Source organism: Bacillus sp. JZ105 (genome assembly GCF_053903125.1).
Window position 1 is genome coordinate 3,477,952 of record NZ_CP096387.1, and the last position, 15,955, is coordinate 3,493,906.

13 protein-coding genes are annotated in these 15,955 nt (G+C 41.9%); 2 read left to right on the plus strand and 11 right to left on the minus strand.

Annotated elements, in window-relative coordinates; all coding sequences use genetic code 11:
• Positions 1-162: 162 nt before the first annotated feature.
• The 4 genes from M1D81_RS17945 to M1D81_RS17960 form a co-directional block, all read right to left on the minus strand.
• Positions 163-1,620 carry a glycoside hydrolase family 32 protein gene (locus tag M1D81_RS17945; RefSeq protein WP_456266148.1) on the minus strand — a complete coding sequence of 486 codons (1,458 nt, stop codon included), beginning with the start codon at positions 1,618-1,620 and terminating at the stop codon, positions 163-165.
• 19 nt (positions 1,621-1,639) lie between these two features.
• Positions 1,640-3,028, minus strand: coding sequence for a sucrose-specific PTS transporter subunit IIBC (locus M1D81_RS17950; protein ID WP_456266147.1), 1,389 nt, complete (start codon positions 3,026-3,028; stop codon positions 1,640-1,642).
• Positions 3,029-3,284: 256 nt separating this feature from the next.
• Positions 3,285-4,118, minus strand: a complete 834-nt coding sequence (locus M1D81_RS17955) for a PRD domain-containing protein (RefSeq protein ID WP_456266146.1) — start codon at positions 4,116-4,118, stop codon at positions 3,285-3,287.
• A 52-nt stretch (positions 4,119-4,170) separates the two neighbouring features.
• A complete protein-coding gene (locus M1D81_RS17960) occupies positions 4,171-4,449 on the minus strand; it encodes a hypothetical protein (protein WP_456266145.1) in 279 nt (92 codons plus the stop codon).
• A 500-nt stretch (positions 4,450-4,949) separates the two neighbouring features.
• On the opposite strand from M1D81_RS17960, the gene M1D81_RS17965 reads away from it, so the two are divergent.
• Positions 4,950-7,376, plus strand: coding sequence for a S8 family peptidase (locus tag M1D81_RS17965; RefSeq protein ID WP_456266144.1), 2,427 nt, complete (start codon positions 4,950-4,952; stop codon positions 7,374-7,376).
• A gap of 320 nt (positions 7,377-7,696) precedes the next feature.
• On the opposite strand, the gene M1D81_RS17970 is transcribed toward M1D81_RS17965, so the two are convergent.
• The 3 genes from M1D81_RS17970 to M1D81_RS17980 all read right to left on the minus strand — a co-directional run bounded on the left by M1D81_RS17970 (position 7,697) and on the right by M1D81_RS17980 (position 10,826).
• Positions 7,697-8,698 carry an LLM class flavin-dependent oxidoreductase gene (locus M1D81_RS17970; protein WP_172880414.1) on the minus strand — a complete coding sequence of 334 codons (1,002 nt, stop codon included), beginning with the start codon at positions 8,696-8,698 and terminating at the stop codon, positions 7,697-7,699.
• A gap of 56 nt (positions 8,699-8,754) precedes the next feature.
• Complete coding sequence (nfsA, locus tag M1D81_RS17975; protein ID WP_456266143.1) at positions 8,755-9,504, minus strand: oxygen-insensitive NADPH nitroreductase; 750 nt, start codon at positions 9,502-9,504, stop codon at positions 8,755-8,757.
• A 110-nt stretch (positions 9,505-9,614) separates the two neighbouring features.
• Positions 9,615-10,826, minus strand: coding sequence for an FtsW/RodA/SpoVE family cell cycle protein (locus tag M1D81_RS17980; RefSeq protein ID WP_456266142.1), 1,212 nt, complete (start codon positions 10,824-10,826; stop codon positions 9,615-9,617).
• A 470-nt stretch (positions 10,827-11,296) separates the two neighbouring features.
• Between M1D81_RS17980 and M1D81_RS17985 the strand changes: the two genes are divergently transcribed.
• On the plus strand, positions 11,297-11,560 hold the full coding sequence (locus M1D81_RS17985) for a spore morphogenesis/germination protein YwcE (protein WP_008345491.1): 264 nt from the start codon (positions 11,297-11,299) through the stop codon (positions 11,558-11,560).
• A gap of 76 nt (positions 11,561-11,636) precedes the next feature.
• Here the strand turns inward: M1D81_RS17985 and qoxD are convergent, their stop codons facing one another.
• The 4 genes from qoxD to qoxA are packed head-to-tail and all read right to left on the minus strand — an operon-like array spanning position 11,637 to position 15,578.
• Positions 11,637-12,017: a cytochrome aa3 quinol oxidase subunit IV gene (gene qoxD / locus M1D81_RS17990; RefSeq protein WP_007497818.1), complete on the minus strand. Its 381-nt coding sequence runs from the start codon at positions 12,015-12,017 to the stop codon at positions 11,637-11,639.
• A gap of 1 nt (position 12,018) precedes the next feature.
• Positions 12,019-12,636 (minus strand): cytochrome aa3 quinol oxidase subunit III, encoded by a 618-nt coding sequence (gene qoxC, locus M1D81_RS17995; RefSeq protein ID WP_024423834.1) that lies wholly within the window; start codon positions 12,634-12,636, stop codon positions 12,019-12,021.
• Complete coding sequence (gene qoxB / locus M1D81_RS18000) at positions 12,636-14,594, minus strand: cytochrome aa3 quinol oxidase subunit I (RefSeq protein WP_456266141.1); 1,959 nt, start codon at positions 14,592-14,594, stop codon at positions 12,636-12,638. The genes qoxC and qoxB overlap by 1 nt, the downstream gene beginning before the upstream one ends.
• A 27-nt stretch (positions 14,595-14,621) precedes the next feature.
• Positions 14,622-15,578 carry a cytochrome aa3 quinol oxidase subunit II gene (gene qoxA / locus M1D81_RS18005; protein WP_456267085.1) on the minus strand — a complete coding sequence of 319 codons (957 nt, stop codon included), beginning with the start codon at positions 15,576-15,578 and terminating at the stop codon, positions 14,622-14,624.
• Between the last annotated feature and the right edge of the window lie 377 nt (positions 15,579-15,955).

The window sequence follows — 15,955 nt, forward strand, 5'->3', positions numbered from 1 at the left end:
TTTTTGTCTACTCGATCCAACATCTTGAGGACTCGCTTGTAATAGCAGCCTGTTTCTTCTAGTTCTTCTCTTAAACTTCAATGACTAGGAATGGTTTCTTTTTGTCTTTAGAATTAACCAAGGCGTAGAAGACGTAGATGTTTTCTCTATTTGTTTAGCAGATCAAAGACCTGCTTCTCTTTGTAAATGCCATGTCTTCAGTTTCAGCTTTGTTTCATTTCTGCCACTGATGGAGATCGATTTATTTCCCGGGGAAGGAAAGTAACGTGCAGTAAAAACTTCTCGGCCTCCGTTTACAAAAATCTCAATTGACGATGAGTCGATAAAGATATGAAGGTCGTGTAATTCCTCTATGACTGCTTCACGAACTTCCTTTGATCGATCTTCAAATCGATCCCGCTCTAATGTCAGCTTCCCTTCCTCTTTATCATAGATGATGCGTGCAGCTGCACGGATACAGCATTCAAACCCTTTTTGTGTGTCAATTTGATCAATGAATATCTCTGCGCTCGTAATATCCTCTACAGGGATGGAATGAACAGAACGTTTAATATGAAAAACATGCTCTTGTTCATTGGTCCGCATGGATTGAAGTTCACTTACTGGTTTTTGAATCAGATGTCCGTCCTTATCTAAACGGAGTTCTCTCGGGATCGTGAGGCAGTGTATCCATTGATAAGAAATCGTCGGATGATGCTCTTCTCCTTGATCAGGCACCCCCATCCACCCGATTAAAAGTCGTCTGCCTGATTCGTCTAGAAAGGTTTGCTGCGCATAGAAGTCAAAACCGCGGTCCAGCTCCTCAAACGCTCCGTGTGTATATTGATAGGAGTGATCATCCAATGTGCCAACAAAATAGCCTGATTGATGTGTGTTGTGATATTTTAAGCCATCCGGCTCTAGTCCTTGCGGTGACACAATTAATACATCCCGGCCGTCTAATTCGAACAGATCTGGACATTCCCACATATAGCCGAAATTGTCTAAACCATTCTGTCCGCTGCCTGCAATCGTGCCTTGAAATGTCCAATTTTCTAACGTATCAGAGGTAAATAAGACAAGTTGTCCCTTCAGGTCTAAGCTTTGTGCACCAAGTACCATGTACCACTGGCCATTTCGCTTCCATACCTTCGGATCTCGAAAATGGGCAGTGAACCCTTCAGGGAGCGTTGCCACGACACCTTTTTTCTGAAAGTGAATACCATCCTTTGAAACAGCTAAACATTGATACGTCTCACGGTTCCCTTGTTCATCCCGAACGTTTCCAGTGTACATCACATGCATCTGCCCATCGTCAATAAATGCACTGCCAGAATAACAGCCGTTTTGATCAAACCAATCACTTGGGGCAAGAGCGGCTTCTTCGTGCTGCCAATTGACTAGATCAGTCGATGTATAATGCCCCCAGAATTTTGCACCATGCCCCGTTTTGAATGGCTGCCACTGATAAAAGACGTGGTAAATTCCTTTCCACTGAATCAATCCATTCGGATCATTTAAAAGACCGACTGGCGGCATCAAATGAAAATGCTGCCGGTACACATCCTTTTTGACCAAATGCTCATAGTTTCGAATACGTTCTGCTATTTTTTGACGAAGGGCTGCGTCAGTTGTTGTCATGACTGTGACCACTCCTTGATTATTTTTCGACTTCTTTTACTTTAAAAATGATAGTGAGAATAAATGAAACAGCAACAGCGATTAACATACCAATCACATAATTGACCACATTCTGAACCCCGAATGGTGCTGCAACCGCAATCATCGGAATGCCTGTTAAGCCATAAGCATTGGCTGCTACCTTCGTAAAAACGACAAATGCTCCGCCCAATGCCCCTCCAATCATTGCCGCAATAAATGGTTGACGATAGCGGAGGTTTACACCGAATATAACAGGCTCAGTAATTCCTAAAAAAGCAGAGAAGGCGGCAGGAAGGGCAATTTCTTTTGTTTTTGCACGCTTGGCTAAGAAAAAGACTGCCAATCCTGCCCCGCCTTGCGCGACATTAGACATTGCCCAGATTGGAAGCAAATAGTTACGTCCAATATCATTCAGCAATCCTGCCTCAATCGCATGAAAGCTATGATGAACCCCTGTGAGTACAATCAAAGAGTAAGCACCGCCGAAAATGAGACCTGCTAAGAACCCTGCATGATCATAAATCAATGTCAGTGCATTCGAAATTCCTGTACCAAGCATTCTTCCAAGCGGTCCAACTGCAATAAACGTCACAAATCCAGTGACAATCACCGTCACAAATGGGGTCACAAGTAAATCAATACTGTTCGGAACGAGTTTTCTTAAATTCTTCTCAACAAGGCACATGATATATACGGTCAATAACACTGGAATGACCGTCCCTTGGTAACCAAGAAGAGCAATATCAACATTGAAAAAATGCATATACTCTGGTTTTGCTTCCGTCAATCCCCACGGATTAAGCAGATTCGGGTGAATCATAATTCCCCCAATGACAGCCCCTAAATACGGATTTCCACCAAACTCTTTCGCTGCACTAACCCCAATTAAAATCGGCAAAATGATAAAGGCTGCACTTGAGAACATATCAAGCATTTGGAAGACCGCAGAGCTTGGATCAGCCCATTTGAAGGCTTTCATCATGCCTAAGAGACCCATTAACAAACCGCTTGCCACAATTGCTGGAATGATCGGTACGAAGATATTCGATAACGTCTTTGCAAAACGTGCAAGTGGATTCATTTTTTGTTTCACTGCTTCATCATGGCTGACAGGCTTTTGTTTCTCGTCGCCAGTCTCAAGACCAATCTCACGAGCAAATGGTTCATATACTTTGTTGACAGATCCCGTTCCAAAAATGACTTGAAATTGCCCTGAACTTGAGAAAGCCCCTTTCACACCTTCAAGTTCTTCAATGGCCTCTTTGTCAATCAAATCTTCATTTTTCACCACCAATCTGAGTCTTGTTGCACAATGCGTAGCACTGATGACATTTTCCTTGCCGCCTAGCAGTCTTGTTAATTCTTTAGCTGTTTTTTGATAATCCATGATGTCTCCTCCTTTTTTAAAGCAAAAAAGACCTAAAATTCACCAACGAGTAAAGGACATACACGTCCCCTCGTTACGCAAATTTTAGGTCTTGCCTGCCTGACAGTCACAATCCCGCGATATCAATTTTTGATGACGCTTTCATCATAGTATAAGACTGTGACATGCGTCAACCTCTTTTTTCAAATCCAATGACCCATATACACTAATAAGAGTAGTGTGCATAAAAAAAATCCTCCATGCAGGCACGATCATTTTAAACCAATTCGGCTTCCTGCAGACGCTGGACATGCAGCGTGATGTAGCCGATCTCCGATTCAGGGAGATGAAGTCCATATTCATCTTTTAGCAAATCAGCGAGTCCAAGTGCACACCGGTACGCTGTATCATACTTTTTTTGGATAAAAATCAGCATGTCATCGTCCATGATTTGAAATGCCTCATTCGATTCCAACCTGCCTAATGCATACCTCAAATGTGTCACAAGCCGCTGATAGGAAATACTATCTTCATCAATTGAATGCTGAAAATAGCTTTCAATATGCTCGATCATTTCTTTAATCATCGTTGTATATTTCACGGTCTTTTTCATGGACTCCGTATTCATTTTGGCCGTATGAATATGAAGTGCCACATATCCTGCCTCATCGTCCGGCAGTTCAACCCCAAGCCGCTCCTTTACATAACGAATGGCATACTTTCCAATCTCATATTCCTGCTTATATAAGACTTTGATCTCACCAAGCAATTTATTATATAGCACAATGCCTTTTTGAAGGCGTTCAATGGCGAAGGACAAATGATCAGTCAGTGATATGTGGATGTGATCACTGAGCGGCATCATGAGTTTCCCCTCTGCATAACTGATAATATGCTCTGCCACCTCAATATGCGCTTCTGGCAATGTGGCAAGAATTTGTTTGAATTTCTCATTTTCTTCACGCACAACAAAGATTTTCTCTATTTTTTGAAGAGGAACGACGTCATTTTTCCCCTTCTGAAAAGCAATTCCGGGTCCCATCACAATTTTCTCCTGATCGCCCTCCTTCACAACCACTGCGTTGTTATTCAATATTTTATATATCTTCAAGGGGTATCCTCTCCCAGCAGATAACATTTCTTATGTGGGATTTTACCCTGTTTCACTTTTTCTGTAAAGGTAAGAGCGGACCAGCCCGCGCCTCTCGCATCGTCTTTTCTTCAAGCATCATCAGACTTTGAGTAAACCGCTTCTCTATCCTGCGTTTCTTCTTATGTTCTTCTGCCAGCTTTTCCAGCCCTCTCTCTTTCACTACTTCAAAGAATCCGGCATCCGCCGCGGCCGTCTGAAACCCTTGATTCTTCATCATCACACCTGGGTTCACAAACACATTCATCATGAAACCAAACCATACGCTCAACCAGCTTTTTAATTTCTTCACTGAACATCCCTCCGCTTTTCTTAGAATCTAGCAGCTCTAGCAAAACAACTGCTCCTATCATATCCCGAGAAAAAAGAGAGGTTTGTCACAATCTGGGTGAAAAAACAAACTAGTTTTCAGAAGTTTTGTTGAAAAGTGCAGAAGATCATCATGTGCCTGGATGGTTCATTGAAAATTTTATACACACGCTATCCCAAAGATAAGCACACCTTATCAACAGGATTTATCCACATATCAACACCCTCTTACTAGATTTTGTGTATGTAAATTTTTTATTTTCCATATATGTATCTGAATAATCGAGTTATCAACAGACATTTGTGAATAAGTGCGACTTTATAAACAAAATAGTTCTTTATAACTATGTAAAATAAGACCATTTTAGTAAAGGAATTGTTTTCAACGTATTGAATACTTAATAACGGGCAGTGAATCTTTCCTATTTATCCACAAAAAGAAAGGCTATCTCCCTAAAAACACAGCTAGAAAGGGGAAAATTAATGAAAAAGGTCATATCTCGTTCTTCTGTTCTATTGTTCTCCACTATTTTTATTTTATCCACATTCTTTACCGGTCAACAGGCGGCTGCTGCTCCCTCTAACAAAAAGATGGAACTAGAAAAAGCAGAAATCTTCGGTGAAATCAATGTCAACTCGAGAAAACAAACCACTGTCATTGTTGAATTAAAGGAAAAATCCTTAGTTGAAGCCAAGCAAGAAGGCGAATCACAAACAAAAGCCTCCCTCAAAAAATCTCGAACAAAAGTAAAGAACGCAGCACTCAAAGAGGTAGATAAAGCGAGTGTTCGTCAAGAATATGAAAAAGTCTTCTCTGGTTTCTCTATGAAACTTCCTGCAAACGAAATCCCGAAGCTGCTCGCAGTGGATGGAGTAAAAGCCGTTTATCCGGATGTTACATATAAAACCGATGAAGTAAAAAAGGAAAGCATCCAGCTACCAAACGAAGATGTCTCCCCGCTTATGGATAAGAGCGCTCCATTTATCGGTGCACCAAAAGCATGGGATGCCGGCTATTCTGGAAAAGGGGTCAAAGTCGCAGTCATTGATACTGGAGTAGACTATACCCACCCTGACTTAAAAGGAAACTTCGGTTTATACAAAGGCTATGATTTTGTTGATAATGATTATTCTCCGCAAGAGACACCTAAAGGAGATCCTAGAGGCGAATCCACAGATCACGGCACACACGTTGCAGGAACGATTGCGGCAAATGGACAAATTAAAGGGGTCGCAAAGGATGCCACGCTTCTTGCATACCGTGTACTTGGACCAGGTGGATCTGGAACAACTGAGAACGTTCTTGCAGGCATCGACCGGGCTGTTACTGACGGAGCAGATGTCATGAACCTCTCTCTTGGAAACAGTGTCAATAACCCTGATTATGCAACGAGCATTGCACTCGATTGGGCCATGTCTGAAGGCGTTGTGGCTGTTACTTCGAATGGAAACAGCGGTCCTAACAACTGGACTGTCGGTTCTCCCGGCACGTCAAGAGAGGCCATTTCTGTCGGAGCAACTCAGCTTCCGTACAGCCTTTACAATGTGAAATTCCCGAATTATTCTACTGCAAAAGTCATGGGATACTACCAAGAGAGTGATTTAAAAGCGCTTGACCAAAAACAAGTCACACTCGTCCAAGCAGGAATCGGTGACGAAAAGGCATTTGAAGACATCGATGTTAAAGGAAAAGTGGCCGTAATTGAACGTGGTGCCATTGCTTTTGTGGATAAAGTCGACAATGCAAAAGCCGCTGGTGCCATCGGCGTTGTGATGTATAACAATACCGATGGAGAGATTCCAGTCGATGTACCAGGTCTCGCACTTCCTACAATTAAACTGTCAAAAGCTGAAGGAACAGCGCTTATCAAAGCCATTGAGGCTGGAAACGATACAACGGCTTTCTCCATTCAATTTGTCAAAGAACTTAGTGAGCAAGTCGCTGACTTCTCATCCCGCGGACCGGTTGTGGATACGTGGATGATTAAGCCTGATTTATCAGCACCCGGTGTCAGCATAGTGAGTACGATCCCAACGCATGATCCTTCTCAGCCTTACGGATATGGTTCTAAGCAAGGAACAAGTATGGCATCTCCGCATGTGGCAGGAGTTGCAGCGATCATCAAACAAGCAAAACCATCGTACTCAACTGAACAAATCAAAGCATTGCTGATGAATACAGCAGAAAAACTGTTTGACGCAAATGGCAGCCCATTCCCTCATAACACACAAGGAACAGGCAGCGTTCGAATCATGGAATCACTTCAAGCGTCTTCTATCGTTTCTGATGCGAGCTATTCATACGGCACTTTCTTAAAGGAAAAAGGCGTTCAAATCAAAACGAAGAAATTTAAGGTAGAAAACCTTTCAAAAGCACCGAAAACGTATACCATTGATTACAAATTCAATGGCAGCGGCATTAGTACAAACGGAACGAAAAAAATCACCGTCAAAGGGAATTCCACTGGATCCTTTACTTCCGCAGTACAGGTGAATTACGGAAAAACCAAAAAAGGGACGTACCAAGGCAGCATCACCATTCGCGAAAATGGTAGAAAGATCACGGAAATCCCTACTTTATTGATTGTGAAAGAGCCTGATTATCCGCGCGTCACTTCTGTTTCCGTAGAACCGGACAATCGTGCTGGAAGCTATGTCATTAGCAGCTACCTGCCTGGCGGTGCTGAGAACCTTGCATTCCTTGTCTACTCCACCGATGGAGAGTATTTAGGTGAAGCTGGTGTTTATCAACATGTTGATAAAGGAGAGCACCGCGTAAAATGGGACGGCACAATCAATCAAGGCCAGAAGCTTGAAGCTGGTGAGTATACAATGCTTGCGTATGCAAGTTTGAAAGGAAAATCAGATACCGTACAAACGAAGGAACCTTTCGAAATTTACCCTGAATAAATGTGAATCACAAGAAAAGCCTTGTATGAGCGGATAAGCTCATCAAGGCTTTTCGATCATATATGGAGGAAAGAGAAACTCATGTTGATATGGCTATGGATCGTTTCTTTTTTTACTGCTTTTTTTCTGACGATCACATTGGTTTATTTTCTAACCTTTTTACATACGAAGCAGCCTCGTCCTTTTCATCAAGCATGCGAGCTGACTGTTTATGCTTCCTGTATCTATCCGCTCAGCCTGCTGGTGTCAGCCGCCTTCTTCCTCACCATGATGCTCCTTTTCCCCTTGTACTGGCTCCGCAGGCGATAAATATACATACGTTATGCATCAAAGGCTTCTTTTAATAAACGATACGATGTGAGCCTGTCTTGCATGTGATGTGTGATGGTCACAGCGATCAATTCATCTGTCCGATAAGCCTTCGCGAGTGTGGTCAGCTGCTTTTTCACAGATGCTGGTGTTCCAATGACCATCCTTTGACGATTGGCAGCCACTCGTTTTTGTTCATAAGGACTGTAGGAATACGACTGTGCCTCTTCATATGAAGGAAAGCCTTCCAGATTCAGCCCTTGTTCATTGGCAAGTAAAGATAAATCTAAGCTGACAGCCAGTTTTTCTGCCTGCTCCTCTGTTTCGGCACATAAAACAAAGACTGCCAGACTGACACGCGGCTGATCACCGAATACTGAAGGTTCAAATCGGTTGATATATTGCTCCACAGAGTCTTCTCCGCCTTCACCATTAATAAAAAGCGCAAACGTGTAGCCTGCACCTGCTTTCGCCGCAAGCCTTGCACTCCCTCCAGAAGAACCAAGCATCCATACTTCTGGCGCGGTCTCTACCTTCGGAGAAGCAGTCAAATGAGGCAGCGGGTAAAATTCATCCGCTAGATCATGTAAATACACCTTCAATTCTTCTACCTGCTCAGGATATTGGTCGCCTAGACGCTTTCGCTCACCATGATGAAGGGCAATGGAGGAAATAGGCATACCACCAGGGGCACGTCCAATCCCAAGATCGATTCTGCCAGGAGCCAGCGCTTCGAGAACCCTGAAGTTCTCTGCTACTTTATAGGCACTGTAGTGCGGGAGCATAACGCCGCCAGAGCCAATGCGGATGTGCGATGTAACGGCTGATAAATGGCCGAGAAGCACCTCTGGACTCGATCCTGCAAGGCGGTTTGAAAAATGATGCTCTGATACCCAAAAACGGTGATAACCCCACTTTTCCGCCTGCTTCGCCAGTTCAACTGTCTGCTTCAGTGCTTCAGCAGGCGTAGCGCCTCCTATCAAAGGAGATTGATCCAGTATACTTAATTTCATTATGCTGCACCTCTTACAGACATCCCCCTCTCTTAATGGAAAGGGGGATGTCTTATTTATTTTCGATTAAAGCCCTTCTCTTTCACAAATTCCCCAAGGAAGGCACGCTTTGGCTGACTAAAGCCCCGCAGCATCTGCTCAGACCAAGTATCTTTTCTCTCGCCGTAAGTTCGTGCTTCATAATAAGCGGAAATACGATCGTCGTATTCTTTTAAATAACGATCCACATGCGCTTCATCTTGCTGATATGAATTTTCATGATATATGAGTTCAACTGGCAGCCGTTCCTTTTGCGACGACTGATTAGCTGGATGGCCAACAGCCAGACCGAATAACGGCAGCACATAAGATGGCGTTTCAAGCACTTCAGAGACTTCTCTCAACTGATTACGCAGTCCGCCAATATAGCAGATCCCAAGTCCCATTGATTCTGCAGCAACACTCACATTTTGTGCAGCCAATGCCGCATCGATGACGCTAATGAGAAAGGCTTCCGTATTCTCAAGCGCCTCCTGATGATTCTTCCCTGCTTTTTTTGCAATATGATCATGGCGTTTCAAGTCTGCACAGAAGACAAAGAAATGCCCGTTCTTCTCAACGTATGGCTGATTCCCAGCCAGTTCAGCAAGCTTGGCCTTCTTCTCCTGATCTGTCACCCCAATAATACTATACGCCTGTACATAGCTTGATGTCGAAGCAGCCTGTGCACTTTTGATCAGTGTCAGCACCTCTTCTTCTGTCAAACGCTCGTCTGTAAACGAACGAATGGATCGATGATTTAATATGGTTTCTATCGTTTTGTTCAATTCGAAGACCTCCTTCACTTCTTCTATCATAAGGCAAAGACATAAGGCTTTTCAAAAATTAAAACTCGCATAAAAAAAGACAGCCTATACTTAGACTGCCCTTACCCGTTTTATTTAAATAAATAACTTTGATATTTCGTTAATTGAACGCTTGCGTTATAGGCGATCCCGAATCCAATGAGAACGGACAAGACAGAGCTCCCTCCAAAACTGATAAATAAGAGTGGAATCCCTGTGACAGGCATCACGCCTATGTTCATCCCAATGTTCTGGAACGTATGGATTACAATCAATGCTGTATATCCTACGCAGAAGAATGACGCAAATCGGCTATAAGGATGTATTCGGTCAATCAGTACGACAAGCCGGTAAATCAAGAAGAAGAACATGATCACAACAAACGCACAGCCGATAAAACCAAAGGCTTCACCTATAATGGAGAAAATCATATCCGTTTGTGCTTCTGGGACATAGACCTTTAAGTTTTTAATGCCATTCCCAAAAATCTGCCCTGCACCAATGGCCATAATGGCCTGCTCTACTTGATATTTATCAGATCCAGATGCATCCTGCGTCTGTGCTTGGTTGGCTGCCGAAGAACTATCAGGCAGCCAAGCGGTAATCCGGTTAATTTGGTACTGTTGAATGCCGATTGTTTTCGCAAAATCAGGGAATAAGATGATCACAGCTAAAACAGAAGCAACTAAAAGCACAACCACTGAGCCGATGAGAGAGATCAGTTTCCAATTGATCCCTGATAAAAACACCATCACCACAACAATAAACATACAAACAGCCGCAGTCCCTGCATCCTGCAAGAAGATCAGTCCAACTGGTACAGCTGACACGCCGGCAATTTTTAATAGAAGGAAAATATCATCCTCTAATGTCCGCTTTCCTCTAGGTGAAGACTTTCCAATAACAGATGCGAGCATCATAATCAAACCAATTTTCATGAACTCTGAGGGCTGAAGTGTTCCAACCCCTGGTATCACAAACCAGCTTTTTGCACCATTTTTAATTGGAGCAAAATCATGACTTCCAATTTTTGCAGGAGCAACTTTCAGAAAAAGTAACAACAGTATGCCACCTATAAAAATATAGAGACTTAGCTTCTCTAATTGCTCTAAGTCAAAATAATTAATAGCAACAATACATATAACTCCGACCATATAGTATATGATCTGTCTGGTCCATGCATTAGATCCGTACTGACCAAATTGACCCGCAGCATAAATTGCAATGACACTGATGGCAAAGAAGGCTAAAAATATAAAAATCAAATCTCCTTGATAGTAAGGAGATGTATTCTGCTTGTTCATGAACTAACCACCCTTATTACAAAACATAAAAGCCCTTATTTATATTAGATTGAAATTTTCACAAAATCAACTCATCTTAAATATGACGGAAGATACATCCGAAAGGTTCCATTCAATTTTCAAAAAATGAAATACTTTTCATCCTAACAATAGGAAAAAATCCCTCTATACACTTTTCATTCAATCGATCTCAAGTCCTTTAAAAAGTTTATTTTACAGATTTTAAGGGGAAAATTCAATGACCTATGTGGCAATATAACAAGTAAACATCAGACGAGCATGAGCTGCAATGAGGAATAAAACCATTTTGTATGGAATAAGGCCCATTTTCCAATTATTACGTTTACTTCAAAGTCAATTGTGGTATAATACTTGTAACAAAATGTTCACAATATCTCCTAAAAACAGACACAATTGCATCCTGACCTCTTATTTGATTTAAACATCAACTTACAAAGGAGTTGGATACGATGGATATGTTCTTTGCGTACCTATGTATTGCAACGGCTACACCCCTGTTTTTATGGCTGGAAAACAGAAAAATTGCATTAGCATCTATTCCACCCATTATGATTATGTGGATTTTCTTCGGTCTTTACATGACAAGCAGTTTATCTCCAGCAGGACATACCTTCATGATCGCATTCTTTGCCATTAACGTGATTTTGGCTCACATTGCAGCGTTCCTCATCTACGGACTTCCATTCATTCGCAAAAGATTCAGCAGCAGATAGATATCGCCCAGCTATTGGAAGCGTTATCACTATCATGATAAAAACCACTCACCTTCAAGAGATGAGTGGTTTTTTATTATTTCTCTGAATGCTCAGACTGCTTTGGCGCAGACGGTGAATAACCGTCTTTACTATTCTCTCCGTGGCTGTAGTGAGCCGCAAAGATCCAAACAGATCCGATGACGAAGATAATCGCACAGAACAGACCAAACAAAGTATTTCCGACTTGAACAGTTCCATTCTCGCTCTCTGTCATGTGCATAAACATGAACAGCTGCAAGAATGCTTGAATGAACGCAAAACCAAAGATAATCCATAGTTTTGCGGAACTGCCAATTTCAGCTCCAATCGCAATCCAAAATGCTAAGATTGTCAGCACAATGGATAGGATAAAGCCAACTACGTGTTTCCAAGGGAAGTGTTCGTGCTCTGCTGAGGAATGTGTTTTTCCAGCCATATCACAAAAGCCCCCCTAATCCGATCAAGTAAACAGCTGTGAAGATGAAAATCCATACAACATCAAGGAAATGCCAGTATAGACTTGAGATGAAAATCTTCGCTGCTGTTTGTGGAGTTAATCCACGCTTTTTAATTTGGAACAAGATCCCGGTAATCCAGAAAATACCGATCGATACGTGTAGTCCGTGAGTTCCTAAGAGTACAAAGAATGCAGACCAATACGCACTTGTATGGATGCTCGCACCTTCATGTACATAATGGAAGAACTCGAAAAGCTCAAATCCAACGAAACCTGCACCTAGAAGCAGTGTGAGAATCGTCCAAATGACAACCCCTTTTGTACTTCCCCGGCGCATTTCATGAACGGCAATCCCGCATGTAAATGAACTAACCAATAGCAGGAATGTCATGATCAATACAAGCTTCATATCAAACAGCTCAGCTGGTAAAACGCCGCCAGCTGTTCTGCCATGTAGAACAAAGTAGGTCGCAAAAAGTGTTGAGAACAACACGATTTCCGCGCCAAGGAATATCCAGAAACCAAGGATGTTTAAACGTCCGGTTTCAGACTGATATTCAAGCGGTGCATTTGCATAGCTGCTATCATTATGTCCCATTACTTCTGCGCCTCCTTATTCTTTTTCTCTGTTTCAATGACTTCTTCAACAGGAATATAGTAGCCGTCGTCATATTCAAATGAACGTAAAATCATCGTTGCGAATACACCGATTAAGCCAATAACGCCAATCCAGTACCATTCAAATACAAGACCGAATGCACCAAGTCCAAAGAATGCAGACATGATCAGCGGTCTGCCTGAATTATGCGGCATGTGAATTTTCTTGAATTCTTTTTCAGGATGAACGTCCACATTGTTTTGCTTCCAATGATGGAATGCATCTGGTGTTGTCACTTCTGGAAGTGCTGCAAAGTTATATTGCGGCGGAATTGCAGAAGATGTCGCCCAGTCAAGTGTACGTCCTTCTCCCCAGCTGTCTCCAGACACTTCACGTTTTGAGTGTCTCCAGCTGTAGTAAATGTTGTAGCAAAGGATGATGAATCCGATACCCATCATAAATGCACCAATTGTTGAAATAAAGTTTAGTGCAGTCCAGCCATCTTCTGCTCCATACGTATAAATACGTCTTGGCATTCCTTGCAGTCCTAGGAAGTACTGCGGGAAGAAACAGATGTTAAATCCAATCATGAATACCCAGAAGAACCATTTGCCGATTCTTTCGTTTAACTTGTAACCAAACATTTTTGGATACCAGAAAACAAGACCAGCAAAACAAGCAAATACAGTACCTGCGATTAATACATAGTGGAAGTGGGATACAAGGAAGTACGTGTTATGGTACTGGTAATCCGCAGCTGCCATCGCAAGCATAACCCCAGTTACACCACCGATTACGAAGTTCGGGATGAAACCAAGTGCCCAAAGCATTGGTGATGTAAAGCTGATACGGCCTCGATACATCGTAAAGAGCCAGTTGAAGATTTTTACACCTGTTGGTACAGAAATCGCCATTGTTGTAATCGAGAAGAATGAGTTAACCGCTGCACTGTTCCCCATTGTAAAGAAGTGGTGAACCCACACAAGGAAACTAAGAACAGAGATTGCCACAATCGATACAACCATCGCTTTGTAACCAAACAACTGCTTTCTTGAGAACGTCGCAAAGATTTCTGAGAAAATACCGAAAGCCGGCAGGATAACAATATATACCTCAGGATGTCCCCAAATCCAGAAAAGGTTCGCCCAAAGCATCGGCATACCGCCTGCTTCGAGTGTAAAGAATGCAGAACCGAATAAACGATCAAATGTCATAAGTGCTAAAGCAACTGTTAGTACAGGGAATGCAAACACGATGATGATAGACGTAATCAATGTTGTCCATGTAAACATTGGCATACGCATAAGTGTCATACCTTTTGTACGCATTTTTAAGATGGTCACCATGAAGTTAATACCTGTCATAAGTGTACCAATACCTGCAATTTGGAGCCCGAGCAAGTAGTAGTTTTGTCCAGGTCCAGGTGAGAAATCATTTCCTGCGAGCGGCATGTAACTCGTCCAGCCTGCACTTGGTGATCCTCCAATAACGAAGGAAATGTTGAACAGCATTGCTCCGACCATAAATGTCCAGAAGCTAAGGTTGTTCAAATAAGGGAATGCAACGTCACGTGCACCAATTTGAAGAGGAACAACGACGTTGATTAAACCAATTAAAAATGGCATCGCCATGAATAGAATCATGATCGTACCATGCGTTGTAAAGATTTCATTATAGTGGTTTGAATCTAGAAACGTATTATTAGGAAGCGCCAGCTGCGTGCGCATCATCAGTCCGTCTACTCCACCGCGGAAGAGCATAACCACAGCAGCAAGGATATACATGATTCCAAGCTTTTTATGATCAACTGATGTCAACCATTCTTTCCAGAGCCATTTCCATTTTTTAAAGTAGGTTAAAACAAACACAATGGCAATGACGGTAAGAGCGATAGAAATTTGCGCACCAAGAATTAATGGGTCTCCAGTTACAAAAAACTCATCCCATTTTAAATGCATAACGGCCTCCTCCTTTCCTTAGTCAGTTTATTCATTTTCTAGTTTTCTTTTATAGTTCTTCACATTCTCGAAAGGATCTGTCTTGGAATGCGGAGAAACTGCTTGATAACCTAAACGTTTGCGTGCTTGGAGTGCATATTCAGAATCCTCTCCATGCTTCGCAAAGGATAAATGTGTTGATGAGAATGTCTGCACATCTGCAGCATCAGGAAGCATCAAGTAATCATACGTTTTCTTCGTTAACTTTGGTGCTTCTTTCTTCGTTTTGTTTACCCATTTATCATAGTCAGACTTCGTCATCGCATTGACTTTGAATTTTTGCTGAGCAAAGCCCTCGCCTGTGAAGTTGGCGTTTCTTCCTTGGTATGTGCCTACTTCATCAGCTTGAAGATATTGTTCCATTTCCATTCCAGCCATCGCATACTTCTCCCCGCCTAGCTGAGGAATCCATAGTGATGCCATTGTATCAGCGGAAGTGATTTTGAATAAAACCGGCTGATCTTTTGGAATGTTTAAGTAGTTCACTGTCTCAATATTTTCCTCTGGATAACTAAAGATCCATTTCCAATCAACAGCTGTCGCATAAACGACAAGTGGATCTTTATGGCTTGTTGCTTGAGGTGCCTCTTCCAAAGAGTAAATTGTTTTTACAGTTGGAATCGAAAGAGCAGCAACGATTAATATTGGGATCACTGTCCAGACAACTTCTAGAAGCGTATTCCCGTGTATTTCTGGGTTATAAGAGGCGTTTCCAACGTCCTTACGCTCACGGTATTTAACCAAAATGATGGTAAACAGTACAAATACCGCACCAACGATAAAGAGCATGAATCCGATAGATAAAAGGATTAAGTCTTTTTGTTGTGCTGCGACTGGTCCTTTAGGATCTAAAACAGCGATATTGCTGCAACCTCCTAATACAAAAACACTCACGAGCATCGCTAATAAAAGCATAGGTTTAATGGCTCTGAACAAGAAGATCACCATCCTTCCTTAAATAATGTATAAATTGCTGAATAATTGTGAAAAGCCATCTGCCTTCGAAAACTTTTCTTCCCTTTGTAATGCTATCAAAATCTGTTAGAGTTAGCTTCCCTTTTTTCAAAAGTTCATTTATTTTTCAACAGATTTCTCTCAAAATGTCATAAATTCGACATAAATTTATATTATTGCATACACAATAAATTTCTAGGATTTTGAAAAGTTGAGAGTTGAAGGCAAAGGACAAACAATCAAGAACTTTGTCAAATTTAGGTTTACCACAATAAAAAAGTTTGGTCAAATTTCAATTTAACTTAATGAAATTTTATCTAGGTAAACAATTTCAAAATAGGTATCCCCACATTTAACAAAAACCTTAC

Excerpts from the sequence above, each read along its gene's own strand:
- M1D81_RS17945 (WP_456266148.1), bottom strand. The coding sequence starts at position 1,620 with ATGACAACAACTGACGCAGCCCTTCGTCAAAAAATAGCAGAACGTATT.
- M1D81_RS17950 (WP_456266147.1), bottom strand. The coding sequence starts at position 3,028 with ATGGATTATCAAAAAACAGCTAAAGAATTAACAAGACTGCTAGGCGGC.
- M1D81_RS17965 (WP_456266144.1), top strand. The coding sequence starts at position 4,950 with ATGAAAAAGGTCATATCTCGTTCTTCTGTTCTATTGTTCTCCACTATT.
- M1D81_RS17970 (WP_172880414.1), bottom strand. The coding sequence starts at position 8,698 with ATGAAATTAAGTATACTGGATCAATCTCCTTTGATAGGAGGCGCTACG.
- M1D81_RS17980 (WP_456266142.1), bottom strand. The coding sequence starts at position 10,826 with ATGAACAAGCAGAATACATCTCCTTACTATCAAGGAGATTTGATTTTT.
- M1D81_RS17985 (WP_008345491.1), top strand. The coding sequence starts at position 11,297 with ATGGATATGTTCTTTGCGTACCTATGTATTGCAACGGCTACACCCCTG.
- qoxD (WP_007497818.1), bottom strand. The coding sequence starts at position 12,017 with ATGGCTGGAAAAACACATTCCTCAGCAGAGCACGAACACTTCCCTTGG.
- qoxC (WP_024423834.1), bottom strand. The coding sequence starts at position 12,636 with ATGGGACATAATGATAGCAGCTATGCAAATGCACCGCTTGAATATCAG.
- qoxB (WP_456266141.1), bottom strand. The coding sequence starts at position 14,594 with ATGCATTTAAAATGGGATGAGTTTTTTGTAACTGGAGACCCATTAATT.